General features: G+C 63.5%; 12 protein-coding genes and 1 tRNA gene. 9 read left to right on the top strand and 4 right to left on the bottom strand.

The genetic code is table 11. The features are described from left to right. The first annotated feature begins 310 nt into the window (after positions 1 to 310). The 7 genes from BBBF_RS08160 to BBBF_RS08130 all read left to right on the top strand — a co-directional run bounded on the left by BBBF_RS08160 (position 311) and on the right by BBBF_RS08130 (position 10221). The gene (locus BBBF_RS08160; protein WP_021648305.1) at positions 311 to 874 is read left to right on the top strand and encodes a holo-ACP synthase; all 564 of its coding nucleotides are present in this window, start codon (positions 311 to 313) and stop codon (positions 872 to 874) included. A 323-nt stretch (positions 875 to 1197) separates the two neighbouring features. Then, positions 1198 to 2076, top strand: a complete 879-nt coding sequence (locus BBBF_RS08155; RefSeq protein WP_013363915.1) for a biotin--[acetyl-CoA-carboxylase] ligase — start codon at positions 1198 to 1200, stop codon at positions 2074 to 2076. 109 nt (positions 2077 to 2185) lie between these two features. Then, positions 2186 to 2259: transfer RNA gene (locus tag BBBF_RS08150), tRNA-Gly, on the top strand. A 292-nt stretch (positions 2260 to 2551) separates the two neighbouring features. Continuing rightward, positions 2552 to 5986, top strand: a complete 3435-nt coding sequence (locus tag BBBF_RS08145) for a beta-N-acetylglucosaminidase domain-containing protein (RefSeq protein ID WP_035139342.1) — start codon at positions 2552 to 2554, stop codon at positions 5984 to 5986. Between the two features lie 213 nt (positions 5987 to 6199). Further along, positions 6200 to 6895: a hypothetical protein gene (locus BBBF_RS08140; RefSeq protein ID WP_021648307.1), complete on the top strand. Its 696-nt coding sequence runs from the start codon at positions 6200 to 6202 to the stop codon at positions 6893 to 6895. Positions 6896 to 7027: 132 nt separating this feature from the next. Further along, the gene (rpsO, locus tag BBBF_RS08135; RefSeq protein ID WP_003814361.1) at positions 7028 to 7297 is read left to right on the top strand and encodes a 30S ribosomal protein S15; all 270 of its coding nucleotides are present in this window, start codon (positions 7028 to 7030) and stop codon (positions 7295 to 7297) included. Positions 7298 to 7557: 260 nt separating this feature from the next. Beyond that, entirely contained in the window at positions 7558 to 10221 is a 2664-nt protein-coding gene (locus BBBF_RS08130) for a polyribonucleotide nucleotidyltransferase (protein ID WP_033510237.1), read from the top strand. 260 nt (positions 10222 to 10481) lie between these two features. Here the strand turns inward: BBBF_RS08130 and BBBF_RS08125 are convergent, their stop codons facing one another. Together BBBF_RS08125 and BBBF_RS08120 are read right to left on the bottom strand one after the other, a co-directional pair. Beyond that, entirely contained in the window at positions 10482 to 11246 is a 765-nt protein-coding gene (locus tag BBBF_RS08125) for a type 1 periplasmic-binding domain-containing protein (RefSeq protein WP_021648309.1), read from the bottom strand. Continuing rightward, a complete protein-coding gene (locus tag BBBF_RS08120; RefSeq protein WP_021648310.1) occupies positions 11246 to 11518 on the bottom strand; it encodes a LacI family DNA-binding transcriptional regulator in 273 nt (90 codons plus the stop codon). Before BBBF_RS08120 ends, BBBF_RS08125 begins: the two co-directional genes overlap by 1 nt. A gap of 109 nt (positions 11519 to 11627) precedes the next feature. Here BBBF_RS08120 and BBBF_RS08115 point away from each other — a divergent pair, with 109 nt between their 5' ends. Both BBBF_RS08115 and BBBF_RS08110 read left to right on the top strand, forming a co-directional pair. Continuing rightward, positions 11628 to 12200, top strand: coding sequence for a LemA family protein (locus tag BBBF_RS08115; RefSeq protein ID WP_021648311.1), 573 nt, complete (start codon positions 11628 to 11630; stop codon positions 12198 to 12200). 56 nt (positions 12201 to 12256) lie between these two features. Next, positions 12257 to 14515 carry a DUF2207 domain-containing protein gene (locus BBBF_RS08110; RefSeq protein ID WP_021648312.1) on the top strand — a complete coding sequence of 753 codons (2259 nt, stop codon included), beginning with the start codon at positions 12257 to 12259 and terminating at the stop codon, positions 14513 to 14515. Positions 14516 to 14595: 80 nt separating this feature from the next. Here the strand turns inward: BBBF_RS08110 and BBBF_RS08105 are convergent, their stop codons facing one another. Beyond that, on the bottom strand, positions 14596 to 15147 hold the full coding sequence (locus tag BBBF_RS08105; protein ID WP_021648313.1) for a PLP-dependent transferase: 552 nt from the start codon (positions 15145 to 15147) through the stop codon (positions 14596 to 14598). Between the two features lie 256 nt (positions 15148 to 15403). Beyond that, positions 15404 to 16396, bottom strand: coding sequence for a class 1b ribonucleoside-diphosphate reductase subunit beta (nrdF, locus tag BBBF_RS08100; RefSeq protein ID WP_021648314.1), 993 nt, complete (start codon positions 16394 to 16396; stop codon positions 15404 to 15406). Positions 16397 to 16398 lie beyond the last annotated feature (2 nt).

Below are 16398 nucleotides of genomic sequence, written 5' to 3'. Positions count from 1 at the left end.
GGGGAGTTCACTGGACTCCCCGTTTTGATGGCTCAGCCTGACGCCCGCCTCGGTCAGTCCGGCTTCTTCGAGGCCTGATCTGCCGAGTCACGTCTGACTGCTGAATGATGGGCCCGCACGTTTCCGCGTGTGGGCCCATTTTGCGTTCGTAAGTGCGCGCCGAAACGACGTGTCCGCGCACATAGCGACGCAAACCAGCCCATTTGCGTCCTTAAGTGCGCACACTTGTCGTTTCGGCGCGCACTTAAGGACGCAAAGCGGCCCGGACCCGTCATACACTGGAACAGGTCTCTCGGAAAGGTGGCGCGGTATGTCGGTTCTCGGTCTCGGGCACGATGTCGTCGATGTCTCGGCGTTCGCCGAACAGCTTGCGGAACCGGGTTCGCGCATGCGAGGGCTGTTCTCTGTGCGCGAGGTGAGGCAGGCCGGCGAGCGGGCCAGACGCAAGAACGATGACGAGTCCACCCACTTGGCGGCGAAGTGGGCCGGCAAGGAAGCGGTGCTGAAAGCCTGGTGCGACGCGCTCGGCGACATGCCGAACCCGTATACCATCGAGAATTTCCCGTGGAACGGCATTGAAATCGTGGATGATTCGCGCGGCCGACCGTGCGTTGCGTTGCGGCCGGACGTCGAGCGGAAGCTGTGTGCGTTGCTGCCCCCCGCAGCCTCCAGAAACTCCGATGAAATGTCGGGCGCGCCCGGGTTGGTCAGGATGGGGCCTGCGGTCATGCGGATGCCGATCGTGACTCCGGTGAGCACGGGTTCCGCGCCGGCTGCGGCGTCGAGCGCATCGGTTTCCTTGGTTTTTCGGTGGCATGTCTCGCTGAGCCATGATGGCGGTATCGCCTCGGCCGTCGCCATGTTGACCGTGTGACGGCGGTTTTCGGCAGTCATGACGCCGCTATACGGACAGTTCTCAGGCTCTTTGAAGACGACGCTCAAAATAAGCGTGCGTCATAGGTATGTATGCAGGCGGATATCCGTTGGGGCGTCCGCAGGCATCGGCTGGCGAGTGTACGCCATCCATGTCGGGGCAGAATCCGGCATCGGGCTCGTCGGCTGTTTACGGCCCGCTGGTGCGAGGCTCGGGCAAGACTCCCGGGAGACGCACCAGCGGGTCGTATCGTATGCGGCCGACGCTTGTGTGACGATACATCCGTTTTGACGCTGCCATATCTTCCGGCGTACAGTATCATCATGATTGCCTTACACAAAGTCGCAGCGCCGCGACTTGACCGGACTGCAAAAGCGGCGGACGAGGTGGCCGCCTATGAACGCATCGATTCCACCCATGCGAAGGCACGCCGACTCATCGAGCGGGGGAGGTTCGCGCGCAACGATGACGGCGGCATCGCCATCACCGTGGTCGCCGCCGGTGCCATGGACGACGCCCGAGGACGGCTCGGCCGGCCGTGGGCATGCGTTCCCGGGCACTCGTTCGCCATATCGTTCATCGTGACCATCCCCGAATCGGTGGCGACCGATGACGCGGTCAACGGCTGGATGTCGATGATTGCCGGCCTGGCCACTCTGGACGCCATCGAAGGAACCCTGGACGAGTGCGGCGCGGTCCCGTTCGACCCCGAATGCGGGTTCCATCTCAAATGGCCGAACGACATTTACTGCCATGGACTCAAGCTTGGCAGCACGTTCACCCAGGTCGCCTCGCCGCCCGACCGGCACGGTGACGTCGCCGTGATCTTCAGCGTGGGCGTCAACCTGTCGGTGCCCGCGGATCGTTTGCCGACGCCGGAATCCACGTCGCTGCGGATGCACGTCGCGCCGCTGCCGCCGACCGCGGAACTGATTGACATGATCGCGGCGCGCCTGGTCGCTTCACTGCGCACCCGTCTGGAGGCGTTCGTGCAGATGCCGCTCATCCAGAGTTCCCGGTTGCGCTCCGAGATGCACCACGTCTGCTGGATGATGGGGCGGCAGATCGACGCGCAGCTCATCGACGGCCGGACGATCGCCGGCAAGGTGGTATCGCTCAACGATGACGCTTCGATCAGCGTGCGCACGGCATCAGGGGAGACGGAGAGGCTGAGCACCGGCGATATCGGTCTCATGGTGTGACGCCTGTTCCGGCGGTCCTGTTTTGACGGTCCTGTTCCGCATGGACACGGGAGTTGCCAAAGCGTCGGCGATGTGTATAATAGCTCAAGTCGCCAAAAGCGACATTTTCGCGGATGTAGCTCAATGGTAGAGCCTCAGTCTTCCAAACTGATTACGCGGGTTCGATTCCCGTCATCCGCTCCACTGCCACTTCACCGGCAAGTCCGGCCGTCCAATCGCGTTTGACGTGATTCGATAGTAAAACTAGCATGACTAATCGGAACGGTTGAGAGAACGCGTCGTCGATGACGACTGCCACGAGAAGCTGAAATATGGATCGCGGCATCTGGCGAAAACCCGCGGGAACGCAATCGTTTCGCCGCACGCCAGATATACCGTAGCGACGAGGACAGGCCCACCGGGATGTGGGCTTGGTCATGTGATGAGGCATATGCGCGGGCGGTGCACAGTATCACAAGAACAGATAAGGAAACAAATGCGAGCGAATGGTAATTCCACGCATGAGATTCTAGGCAAAATCGTGACGGCCATCGCGTCGATCGCCATGACCGCGGCGTTCGCGGTTCCGGCCATGGCGGCCAGCGACAGCGACACGGCGGCCGACTCCGGCACGACCCAACAGTCGGGCCAGTACAAGATCTACCCCCAGCCGCAGAACACCGAGTATGGCGACGGCAGTCTGATTCTGCGCGACAAGGCGAACACCGTCGTGGAACCGGGAATCGATTCCGCCACCAAGGCCCGTCTGAACGAGGCCCTGAAGCTCAAGGGCATCGAGACCACCGCGGCCGACGCCGTGCCCGAAACCGCGTACCAGCTCAACGTGCTGGTCGGCATCAACGGATCCAACGGCGTGGTCGACAAGTACGCCAAGCAGCTGATCGCCGACGGCACCCTGAAGGTGGACGACAGCACGTTCTCCAAGAACGACTCCTATGTGCTTGCCGTCCGTCAGGGCAACGCGAAGACGCCCGACACGATCCTCGTGCTCGGCCGCGACACCGATTCCGCGTTCTACGGCCTGACTACCCTGTACCAGATCTTCCAGCAGCTGCCGGGCCGCGCCGTCAGCAACCTGACCTTCAGCGACTGGGCCGACGTCAAGTCCCGCGGCTTCATCGAGGGCTATTACGGCAGCCCGTGGAGCACCAAGGACCGCGTGAACCTGATGACCTGGGGCGGCTACTACAAGATGAACACCTACGTGTACGCCCCCAAGGACGATCCGCTGCACCGCAACAACTGGCGCGGCCTGTACACCAAAGACCAGATCGAGAACGAGATCAAGCCGCAGGCCGAGGCCGGCAACAAGTCGAAGGTGCGTTTCGTTTACGCGCTCGCGCCGTTCCATAACGACGGCGAGGCTAGGGGCAAGCACTTCCGCTTCGACACCGAGGAGCACTACCAGAAGGACCTCAAGGAACTCAAGGCCAAGTACATGCAGACCATTGACGCCGGCGTACGCCAGATCGCACTGCTCGCCGACGACTCCACCGACTGGGGTGCGCAGTACGGCAACGACAACACCTACGTGCGCGTGCTGAAGGACCTGACCGACTGGATCCACGAGCTGCAGCAGGAGAAGAACGACGACGGCACCGCGAAGTACGAGGGCCTCAAGGACACGATCCTCTACTGCCCGGCCCTGTACAGCTACACCGGAGCCGGTGACGCCTGGTACAAGGACATCCCATCCAACGTGCAGATCGTCATGACCGGCGGCCGCACCTTCGGCGTGGCCAGCAAGGACTTCGCCGACACGTTCACCAAGAACACCGGTCGCGCCCCGTTCATGTGGATCAACTGGCCGTGCTCCGACATGAACCGCAACACCGCCTACCAGTACCTGGTCATGGGAGGCCAGAACAACTTCCTCAAGCCCGGTGCCACATACGGCACCTACGACGGCATCATGCTCAACCCGATGCAGCAGTCCGAGCCGAGCAAGCAGGGCATCTTCATGGCCGCCGACTACAGCTGGAACCTGTGGCAGAGCGAAAAGGACGGACAACAGTCCTGGGAGGACTCCTTCAGCTACATCGACCACAACTCGCCGATCGCGTCCAAGGGCTCCCGTGGCCTGCGTGACCTCGCCATGAACATGCGCATCCTCAACGACGGCGGCATCGACGGCGCGCACAAGGATGCCGAGTATGACGCCGTTAACAAGTGGTGGATCAACAATGAGTCCGTCGACTACACCGGCAAGCTCGACGTCAAGGGCGTCCTGACCGAACTCAAGGGCAAGCTGGACGGCGGCACCGCCACCGCGGCCGACTTCAGCCAGGCGCTCACCGTCTACACCACGCTGCAGCGCGCCGCGAAGAACTACCGCGCGAACCCCGGCGACAAGAACATGTTTGACCAGATCGAACCGTGGATCAGCTACTGGGACGACCTGACCGCCTCCGCCATCGACTACATCACCGCCGCCAAGCAGGCGCTCGCGGGTGACACCGAGGCCGCGAAGGCGACCTACGCAACCGCGAAGGCCGCTTTCGCCAAGTCCGACACGCATACGATCGCCGATTACTACCAGCGCAACAAGCCCGCCCGTGGCGGCCTGGTCATCATGCGCCCGACCGTGCAGGCGCTCGATTCCTTCGTCAAGGCCAAGACCAGCGGCAGCGTCACCCCGATGCCCTCCGACGCCACGGTCAGCACGAACGGCGTGGGTGCCGCGGCATGGCATGAGAACGTCGATCCGAAGGCCGTCATCGACGGTGACGACAGCACGTTCTTCTGGATGCAGTCCGCCGGCTGCGACTGTGTCAAGGCCAACGCCGCCCTCACCGTCACCTACGCCGAGGCCCGCAAGGCCAAGGAGTTCCGCTTCATCCAGGCGGAAAAGGGCGGTGACACGATCGTCAACGGCAAGATCGAATACCAGGATGCAGATGGCAACTGGACCAAGATCGGCGACGTGAACGGCAACCAGAAGCAGATCTTCACGCTGGACTCCGCCGCGACCGTCAAGGCCGTGCGCATCACCAACTTGGCCCAGACCTCCAAGTGGTGGAAGGTGTACGACCTGTCCGCCACCAAGATCGACGAACCCGGTACGGTGACCAAGGACGCGCTGAACGCCAAGGTCGCCGAAGCCGAGAAGGTCGACTCCGCCGACTGGACCAAGTCGAGCCGCGAGGCTCTCGCCGGCGCGATTGCCGCCGCCAAGGCCGTCGCTGCCGACCAGGACGCCACGCAGGCCAAGGTCGACGCCGCCGTCGCCGCGCTCGAATCGGCGATGAAGGGTGTCGAACGGTACACGGCGAAGACCGCCGACCAGCTGAAGGCCGAGCACGTCTCCAACGACAATGCCACCTACACCGAGGCGAGCTACAACAAGTACCAGTCCGCGTACGACGACTTCGCCGCCGCGCTGGCCAACGCCGACGATCTGGCGAAGGCCGACGGCGAGGCGCTGGAAGCGGCCTACACCGCCGCGAAGTCCACGCTGCGCTACGACCAGTCCGCACGCGACTACGCGCAGCTCGCGCTGAACGACGCCGAGCCTTACGCGGGCAAGGCTTCCGAGTACACCAAGGACAGCTATGCCAAGTTCACCGTCGCGTATGAGGCCCTGAGCAAGCAGCTGAAGGCCGACCCGAACGGCGAGGGCGATCCCGCCACCTACACCGCGCTGCGCGCTGCACTCGACAAGGCCATCAAGGGCCTGGTCAAGAGCGACGGCACCGAGCCGGAGCGGCCTGGCGAGAAGCCCGGCGAGAACAAGCCCGGCGAGAACAAGCCCGGCGAGAACAAGCCCGGTGAGAAGCCGGGTGTCAACAAGCCCGGCGCCGACGGCAAGCTGTCCAACACGGGCGCCGACGTCTTCGGTCTCATCGCCGCAATGACGATGTTGGCCGCGGCGGGCGTGACGATGGCCGGCCTGCGCAAGCGGATCGGCTGATTCGGCATGAGTCCGGGCGGTCGCCCTCGCTCGTGAGAGCCGGGGCATCGGCCCGGACGACGCTGGCAATTTCGGGCTGAAATGGCCGGAATCCAAGATTCCCCGTACGAAATGGTACGTTTCGCGGTGCCGAAACGGCGATATTGTACGGTGAATCCCGGATTCCGTCTATTTCAGCCCGTATTGTCGTGCATGGAAGTCAGTAAAGAACATATGGCGAGCGAGGCGAACATGGCGGACGAAACCAATAACAACGAGGCGACGGAACTGGTCGGTGACCACGTCGAAACCGTTGACGTTTCCAAGCATCCGGACCCATCCATCCCGGTGACCGACCTGTCTCTGGCCGATATCGAGCGGCGGCAGTCGCACCCGGTGCCATGGGCGGTGTTCATCGTGGCGGTGCTGGCCGCCATCATCGCGCCGTACTGGCTCGGACGCTCCCTGGCGGTCGGCCACACGCAATGGCTGATCACCCATCTGAACCTGTTCCCCCCGCGCGGCGTGGCCTTCGTGTCGTGGACCGTGACGCTGACAACGTTCACCGGACTCGGTCTCGCCGTGGTGGAGTCGCGCAACTGGCTGTGGCGCATCGTGTTCGTGGTCGGGCTGGCCGCCGAACAGTTCATCGCCGGCCTGAGCCTGCTCAAACTGAATTTCTGGTACTCCACGTACGTGGTGTACGGCGACTCCGCGCGGCTGCCGAATGCGGCGAATCTGGGAATCATCGCGGCCGGGGTCGGCGTGGCGGTGTATGCGGTCGTGTGGGTCGGCCTGCTGATCCTCATCAAGAAGGACTCTCCGCTGAACGTGCTGACGCGCAGCTGGGCTTCGTTCATCCTGTTCTTCGCCATCGAGACCGCGGCGCTGCTCATTGTGCTGTTCGGCGGATTGCTGACGGCGGTGTGAGACCCTGCCGCGAAAGGCCGGAAGTAGTCCGACCCCTTGCCTATACTATCCCATTGGCGTGTTTCGCCCGCGGATAGAGAGCGCACCGGCATAAAGCCGGGTGCACCGCGCAGCAACTATAAGGAGGATGCCGTGGCACTTACGGCTGAAGAAAAGCAGGAAATCATCACCAAGTACGCGACGCACGAAGGCGACACGGGTTCCCCCGAGGTCCAGGTCGCGCTGCTGAGCAAGCGTATCGCCGACCTGACCGAGCACCTGAAGGAGCACAAGCACGATCACCACTCCCGTCGTGGTCTGCTGCTCATGGTCGGTGACCGTCGTCGTATGCTTGATTACCTCAAGCGCGTCGACATCAACCGTTACCGTTCCCTGATTGAGCGTCTCGGTCTCCGTCGATAAGAGAACTTTCGCCCGGGCATTCCTTGCTCGGGCGTTTTGCATATCGGCATGTGGATGAGGATGTTGCGAATTCGCGGATGACATACTGTGGCCCGGCGGTTGAGGGCCGATGATGAAGAAGAATCTGGAATGAACGGGTGCGGTCCGGGACGGGCCGCGTCAATGAGAAAAGCCGACAAGCTTGAACAAATCGGGATTTCGGCGTCTCGATGTGGATTACAGATATCAGCAGACAATAGAACAAAAAAAGGAGGAACCCTATGGAGGGTCCCGAAATCAAGGCCGTGGAGGCCGTTATTGACAATGGTTCGTTCGGAAAACGAACCCTGCGCTTCGAGACGGGTCGTCTCGCACAGCAGGCGGATGGCGCGGTGGCAGCCTATCTTGACGATGATTCGATGATTCTGTCCACCACCACCGCCGGTTCCAGCCCGAAGGAGAACTACGACTTCTTCCCGCTGACCGTCGACGTGGAGGAGAAGATGTACGCCGCGGGCAAGATCCCGGGCTCGTTCTTCCGCCGTGAAGGCCGCCCGAGCTCCGAGGCGATCCTGGCGTGCCGTATCATCGACCGTCCGCTGCGCCCGCTGTTCCCGCACACGCTGCGCAACGAAGTGCAGGTCGTGGAGACCGTGCTGTCCATCGATCCCGACGACGCCTACGACGTCATCGCCCTGAACGCGGCCTCCGCTTCGACGATGATCTCCGGCCTGCCGTTCGAAGGCCCGGTCTCCGGCGTGCGTCTGGCGCTGATCGACGGCCAGTGGGTCGCCTTCCCGCGCTGGAGCGAGCGTGAGCGCGCCGTGTTCGAGATCGTGGTCGCCGGCCGTGTCATCGAGAACGGTGACGTCGCCATCGCCATGATCGAAGCCGGTGCCGGCAAGAACGCCTGGCACCTCATCTACGACGAAGGCCAGATCAAGCCGGACGAGGAAGTCGTCGCGCAGGGTCTCGAAGCCGCCAAGCCGTTCATCAAGGTGATCTGTGAAGCCCAGAACGAGCTCAAGGAGAAGGCAGCCAAGGAGACCAAGGACTTCCAGCTGTTCCCCGAGTACACCGACGAGCTGTACGCCCGCATCGACGAGATCGCCCACGAGGACCTCAACGAGGCACTGTCCATCGCGGAGAAGCTGCCGCGCCAGGACCGCATCCACGAGATCAAGGAGCACGTGCGTGAGGTGCTCGCGAACGAGTTCACCGACATGGACGATGCCGAGAAGGAGAAGGAACTCGGCAACGCGTTCAAGGAGCTGCAGCGCCAGATCGTGCGCCGCCGCATCCTCACCGAGGACTACCGCATCGACGGCCGTGGCCTGCGCGACATCCGCACCCTGTCCGCCGAGGTGGACATCGTGCCGCGCGTGCACGGCTCCGCCCTGTTCCAGCGCGGCGAGACCCAGATCCTGGGCGTCACCACGCTGAACATGCTCAAGATGGAGCAGCAGATCGACGCGCTCTCCGGCCCGCAGTCCAAGCGCTACATGCACAACTACGAGATGCCGCCGTACTCCACCGGTGAGACCGGCCGCGTCGGCTCCCCGAAGCGCCGCGAGATCGGCCACGGCGCCCTCGCCGAGAAGGCCATCGTGCCGGTGCTGCCAAGCCGCGAGGAGTTCCCGTACGCCATCCGTCAGGTCTCCGAGGCCATCGGTTCCAACGGTTCCACCTCGATGGGCTCCGTGTGCGCCTCCACGCTGTCGCTGCTCGCCGCCGGCGTGCCGCTGAAGGCCCCGGTCGCGGGTATCGCGATGGGTCTGGTCTCCGGTGACGTCGATGGCCAGCACGTCTTCAAGACGCTCACCGACATCCTGGGCGCCGAGGACGCGTTCGGCGACATGGACTTCAAGGTCGCCGGCACCTCCGAGTTCATCACCGCCCTGCAGCTCGACACTAAGCTTGACGGCATTCCGGCCGATATCCTGGCTGGTGCCCTGCAGCAGGCTCACGAGGCCCGCACCACGATCCTCGACCTCATCAACGAGTGCATCGACGGCCCGGCCGAGATGAGCGAGTACGCCCCGCGCATCATCACCACCACCGTTCCGGTCGACAAGATCGGCGAGATTATCGGGCCGAAGGGCAAGATGATCAACCAGATCCAGGAGGACACCGGCACCGAGATCGCCATCGAGGATGACGGTACCGTGTTCATCTCCTCCGAAGGCGGCGAAGCGGCCGAGAAGGCCAAGGCCATCATCGACCAGATCGCCAACCCGCACGTGCCGGAAGCCGGCGAGACCTACAACGGCAAGGTCGTCAAGACCACGTCGTTCGGCGCGTTCGTCAACCTCACCCCGGGCACCGACGGCCTGCTGCACATCTCGCAGATCCGCAACCTCGCCAACGGCGAGCGCATCGACGCCGTCGAGGATGTGCTCAAGGAAGGCGACACCGTCGAGGTCGTCGTGCAGGGCGTGGATGACCGCGGCAAGATCTCGCTCGCCATCCCCGGTTTCGAGGACCAGGAGAACAACGCCGGCCGTGGTCGTCGTGACGACCGTGGCGACCGTGGTGACCGCCGCGGAGGCCCGCGTCGCCGTTCCGACCGCGATGACCGCCGTGACGACCGCGACTACGACGACCGTCCGCGTCGCTCCTCCCGCCGTGACGACCGCGATGACGATTTCGACGATCGCCCGCGCCGTCGTCGTTCCGACCGCGACTACGACGACCGTGACGACCGCGGCTATGACCGCGATGACCGTCCGCGTCGCCGTTCCGACCGTGACGACCGCGATTACGATCGCGACGACCGCCGTGGCGGCCGTTCCGATGATCGCCGTGGTGGCCGTCGTGGCGGTTACGATCGCAACCCGCGTTACGCGACCGACGAGAACTACGACGAGTACCGCGCCGACCGCGTGGAGCGCTCCGAGCGTCCGCGCCGCCGCGTGCGTCGCGACTTCGATCCGTTCGAGAACTGATCTCTTGCGGCATGGCCGCTCGCACTAACGGCTCGACGTCCGAGAGCCGGCGTCCTCTGAGCCAACGCGGGTAGCCTGCGCCTCACTTACGGGGAGCCCCATCACGGGGCTCCCTTTTTTGTGTTTTCTGTGCCGCGCGCCCATCCTGCACGTCAAATTACGGGTTGAAATTGTCGTTATTCGCAATTCCCCGTGTCAAATCGCCGCTTTCGGGCCCTAAAACGGCGATTTCGCACGGGGAATCATAGATATCGACAATTTCAACCCGTAATTTGGGGATGATCCGGCCTGGCGGGGCATTCGCCACGGTAAGTGAGATGGCACCGTTTCCGGATGTGGCCTGCGGCAAAGGCCGCATGCCCCTTGTGCGGCCTCAGCCCGCGAATCCGAGAATCGTGGTCTCGCGGCGGGTGAATCTCGGCGGCGTGCGTTCTACGCCGGGCTCGAATTCCTTGCCTTCGATCTGCTCGATGGCGACTTCGACCGCCCTCGCCGATCAGCCCGATGTCCTTGCCTGGGGTGACGCCGGTGAGCAGCATCATCTGCTCTATCCACGCCAGCGTCCGCGGCGAGCGGGTGTAAATGCATACGCCGTTGCCCTTCCACTCCGGGAACTTCCCTGTCAGCGGCTCGAACGATTGCCAGCGCGTGTCCTTCGCCTCGAACCGCTCCAGCTGTATCCCATGCCGTTCGGCGCATATGACGCTCTCCCGGTCGAAGATGTTGATGAACGGAAACTCGTGGTCGCCGCGCGGGTCCTCGACGATCACCGCTTTCTTCGCGCCGATGGCGTGCATCTCCCAGAACGCCATGCCCACGATCGCCTTCGTGTCGGAGTCCACGCAATGGTAGTGGTACGGCTCGCCGGGGTCGCCGTACGGCACGATGGGCAGGCCGAGTTTCATTGCGGATTTCAGACGCCCGTCATGATGCCGGATGTCCAGCATGATGAATGCGTCGACGAGGTTGCCTTTGCCCAGCCGACGCATGTCGGCGAGGTCTTCGGTCGTGCAGGTCGATGACATCAGGATGAGGTCGTAGCCGTGTTCCTTCGCGGTGGCGCGGATGGCCCGCAGGATGGGAACAGCTCCGCGCCTTGCGTGGTCCCCGTGGTTTCGGTGAGCAGACCGATGATGTGCGAGCGGTTGCTGATCATGGCCCGGGCGTGCGCGTCGGGCACGTAGCCGAGCTCCCGCATCGCCTTCTCGACTTTGTCCCGCGTCTTCTGCGAGATCGGCCGGTTGCCGCTCATGACATACGACACGGTGCTCTGCGCGACGCCGGCGAGGGCGGCCACGTCCTTTGATGATACCGTGCGGAGTGAAGGACATGGACGGCGACACGGTGACGTATCATTTCACATAGTCATGCTTCAATGGCGGCAACAACGATACGAAGGAGTGCACATGGGGTGGATCATTCTGGCGATAGTCATCGTCGTCATCATCGCGCTGGTGCTGTGGGCGGTCGGTGCCTACAACGCGCTGGTCGCGCTGCGCAATCGCGTGAAGAACGGCTGGGCACAGATCGACGTGCAGCTCAAGCAGCGCGCCGACCTGATACCGAACCTGGTCGAAACGGTCAAGGGGTACGCCGGGCATGAATCCTCCGTGCTGACCCAGGTGACCCAGGCGCGCGCCGGAGCCGCTGCGGCCGCGGCGAACCCGAACGCGACCACCGTCGAGCGTGCCACCGCCGAAAACGCGCTGTCCCGCGCGCTGTTCAACCTGCAGGCGACCATGGAGGCGTACCCGCAGCTGCAGGCGAACCAGAACTTCATGGATCTGCAGGCGCAGCTCAAGGACCTGGAGACGAAGATCGCCTACGCGCGGCAGTTCTACAACGATGTGGTGCTCAAGTACAACACCAAGATCGAGACGGTGCCGAGCAACATCATCGCCGGCATGTTCCACTTCGAGCAGGCACAGTACTTCCAGGCCGACGAGGGGTCCCGCCAGGTGCCGCAGGTGCGTTTCTGACGCCCGACGTCACCGACCGCCGGAACCATCGCCGCTGCTGATCATTGGAGATCGCCATGAACCTGAAACGTCTGCTCCGCTCGCTGGCAACGGCGTTGGCCGGCACACTCGTCGTCTTCGCCATCGTCATCGGCGCCGGCCTGATGCTGAGCGGAAGCTCGCCCGACCTGAGCTACCGCACGCTGGACTATGACGTCGCGGTTCAAGCCGACGGCAGCCTGAAGGTTACCCAGCACATCGACATGAAGCTCCGCACGCGCGACGGCGACACACCATGGCGGCAGCTGTACCAGAAGTACACGCTGCGAGAGGACGGCCTGACCAACATCACCGACATCAGCGTGCGCAACGTCACCGCCGGCGAAAACTATGAGCAGGGCGCGCTGGCATCGCCGGCCGACCATTCCGATACGTCATGGGACCGCGAATACGCCGGGCACTGGTACATCGCGGACGTGACCGACGGGGCCGAGAACCCCCAGCCGTTCGATCCCGCCAAGGACGGGTACGAGATCAGCGACAACACGACCTCGCGGCGGTCGAAAGACGTGGAGATCGGCTGGAACATCCCCGCGACCAAAAAAGCCAGCAGTCTCAAGTTCGACGTGACGATGACGCTCCACGGCGGCACCACGCTCTACAAGGACGTGGCATCGTGGCAGTGGGAGCCGTTCGGTGACAGCAACCTGATCCCCATCGGCAAGGTCACCGGAATTGTGCGCTTCCCCGACGGCATCGACGCCTCCAGCAGCTGGGCATGGCTGCACTACGCCGGCGTCTCCGAAACCTCCCGGATGGACGACGGCTCGCTGCGTTTCAGTGCGTCCGATGTTCGCGCCGGGCAGTATCTCGACGTGGTGGCGGCCTACGACGCCTCCGCCGTCAAGCCTCCGTCCGGATGGCGGCAGGGCGATGCCGCGTGGGTGCGCCAGCAGACCGGCCGCACGTACCTGCCGAAGCTGAAGCAATCCGAAGACCAGCAGGAAATCGCGTGGCGGCAACAGCAGGCCGGCCCGGCCCGCGTGCGCGTGGCCTTGTGGATCGCAGTAGTCCTCGCCGGATTGGCGCTGTTCGTCATCGGCATGGTCGCGGCGGTGCGCAGCTATCGCGAATCCCAATACCACGGCGACATCGAATACTGGCGTGAGCCGCCGGACATGAGCCCTGCCTCGGCCGCGAAGATGGCGGATGTCATGGGACTGTCCAAGGGCAGTGTCGACTCGCTGCAGATGACGGCGACGATGCTGTCGCTCGCCTCGAAGAAGGCGATCGCCATCTATCCGGGTCCGTCGAGCCTGTACCGGGGCATCGATATGAGCAATGCCGACAACGTGCGGCTGGCCGGCATGATTGGCGCCGACGAGGGCAAGGCGAAGTCGCTGGGCAAGACGATGACCATAGTGCTGTTGCCGGCGGGATTCGACAAGGACGCGGAGCGGGAGCTCAACCTGAGCCAGAGCGAGCGTGCCGCGCTGAGCCTGATGCAGAAGGTCTCCAAGCGCGTCGGATCTCCCGTGTTCGATCTGGACGGCATGAAGCGGCATTGCGAGGACTGGAAGAACGGGTACAAGGCGCTGAACCTGTTCACCGAAGCGTGCTCGTCCGAGTTCGCGATGCTTGGAGCGACGCGCAACGGCGGCACGCTGGCCAGCTGGATGGGCGGCCTCGGCGCCGCACTGGCGCTGGTCTCCGGCATCATCGCGGTGTTCGGCGGCAATATTGCACTGGCGCTGATCATTTCCGCACCGATCATGATGCTGTCGATCGTCGTGTGCTCATATGCTGCGTCCAGCGTGCTGACGTCTTCCGGCCAACGGTATGCGGGACAGGTGCAGGGACTGTACCGGTATCTGCAGGATTTCAGCAATTTCAGTGACCGCGGGGTGGCCGACATGGTGCTGTGGGACCGGTATCTGGTGTATGCCGCGGCGTTCGGCATTTCGGACCGCGTGATGGCGGAGTTCGCCAAGGCGTACCCGCAGGTGACCGATCCGCAATGGCTGGACGCGCATGGCGCCGGCTCGCTGCTGTACTGGAGCTACCGCCCGTACGGGTATGGCTATATGGGAGGTCCGACCGCCGGGGCGGGTGCCGGCGGCGTCGGCGGTGGTTTCGACCCGGCGTCGTTCAGCGCGAACTTTGGTGACTTCGGCGCGCGGCTGAATGCCGGTTTCTCCGAGATCGGCTCCGTCATCCACGCGGCGACGTCCGGTGGTGGCGGTTTCGGCGGTATCTCGGGCGGTTCGTTCTCGGGCGGTGGCGGTTTCGGGGGCTCCTCCGGCGGCATTGGCGGCGGATCTTTCGGAGGCCGCTGAAGTCACGCTCTCAAAACTCGCAGATAGAGGGGCTTCTCGACTGAAAAGCCCCTCTATCTGCGAGTTTTGAGAGCGTGACCTCAGCTAAGCGCGTGGTCGATGTCGCGAATCAGGTCGTCCATATCCTCCAGACCGACGGCGAGACGGAAGAAACCCTGATGGAACCCGGGCGGATACAGGTACTGCCGTTCGTCGTCTTCGCCCAGTAACACGATGAGGCTTTCGTCATGGCCGAGCGACACCGCCGACGTGATGACGTTGAGTTTGCTGACGAAACGGTTGTGTCCGTCATGGTCGGTGTTCAGTCCGAACGTGAGTACCCCGCCGAAACCGGCGTCCGGGCGGGCGAGCTGGCTGGCGGCGAATGCGTGATGCGGGTGCGATTCGAGCCCCGGATACGCCACGAACCGCACCTGCGGCAGTGATTGCAGGTGTTCGGCGATGGCCTGGGCCGAGGCGTTGTGCTGCCTCATGCGCAGCGGCAGCGTGACTAAGCCGCGGTTGATGAGCCATGCGTTGAACGGCGAGATGAACGTATTGTCCACCGACAGCAGCGTGCCGGCCGTGTCGGAGAAGATCGCGTGGTCGCCGCGGTTCAGCACGGTCGTGAACGTGGCCGTCAGCGCCGCCACTCCGCTGGCGAACGCCTACGCGCGTAACCGGTGCGATTCCAACGGTTGATAGCCCCTCATGCAAAGAACCGTCGCGCTGAGGGGCGCAGGGGTACCGCTCAAAGCGTCACTGTGTGAGGCCACCGTCACTGTGTGTGCCCTCTCACAGTGACGGTGTTGCTAGAGCCCAGTATTTGCAACGGTTTTCAGGGTACCGTCACGCTGTGCGCCTCACACGGTGACGCAATTTCAGCCACCGTGCGAGGGCACACATCCGTCAGAAGTCCCAGTCCTCGTCGTCGGTCTCCTCGGCCTTGCCCATCACGTAGGACGAGCCGGAGCCGGAGAAGAAGTCGTGGTTCTCGTCGGCGTTCGGCGACAGCGCCGCCAGAATCGCCGGGTTCACGTCGCACGCCTCGGCCGGGAACAGCGCCGGATACCCGAGGTTCATCAGGGCCTTGTTGCCGTTGTAGCGCAGGAACTTCTCCACGTCGTCGGTCAGTCCCACACGCTCGTACAGCGACTCGGTGTATTCCACCTCGTTGTCGTACAGCTCGTTGAGCAGGTTGTACGTGTACTCGCGCATCTCCTCGCGCTTCGCGTCGCTCACCCGCTCAAGCCCGCGCTGATACTTGTAGCCTATGTAATACCCGTGCACGGCCTCGTCGCGGATGATTAGACGGATCACGTCGGCCGTGTTCGTCAGCTTCGCGTGCGCCGAGAAATACATCGGCAGGTAGAAGCCGGAGTAGAAGAGGAACGATTCGAGCAGCGTGGAGGCGACCTTGCGCTTCAGCGGACTGTCGCCCTCGTAGTAGTCGAGCACGATTTCGGCCTTCTTCTGCAGGAACTCGTTGCGCTCGCTCCAGTCGAACGCCGCGTCGATCTCCTTGGTGGAGCACAGCGTCGAGAAGATGCTCGAATAGCTTTTGGCGTGCACGGACTCCATGAACGCGATGTTCGTGTACACGGCCTCCTCGTGCGGGGTGAGCGCGTCGGGAATCAGCGAGACCGCGCCGACCGTGCCCTGAATCGTGTCGAGTAGCGTGAGTCCGGTGAACACGTGCATGGTGAGCGTGTGCTCGTCGTCACTCATCTTCTGCCAGCTGGGGATGTCGTTGGAGACGGGAACCTTCTCGGGCAGCCAGAAGTTGCCGGTCAGGCGGTCCCATACTTCGAGATCCTTCTCGTCCTCCAGACGGTTCCAGTTGATCGCGGAGACGCGGTCGATGAGCTTGAGCGGTTTGCGCGGTACGGAGCTTGGTGCCATGG

It is taken from the genome of Bifidobacterium bifidum ATCC 29521 = JCM 1255 = DSM 20456 (assembly GCF_001025135.1).
Taxonomy (GTDB): domain Bacteria; phylum Actinomycetota; class Actinomycetes; order Actinomycetales; family Bifidobacteriaceae; genus Bifidobacterium; species Bifidobacterium bifidum.
Note: the sequence above shows the minus strand (reverse complement) of the source record. Positions and strands in the feature narration are given on the sequence as shown.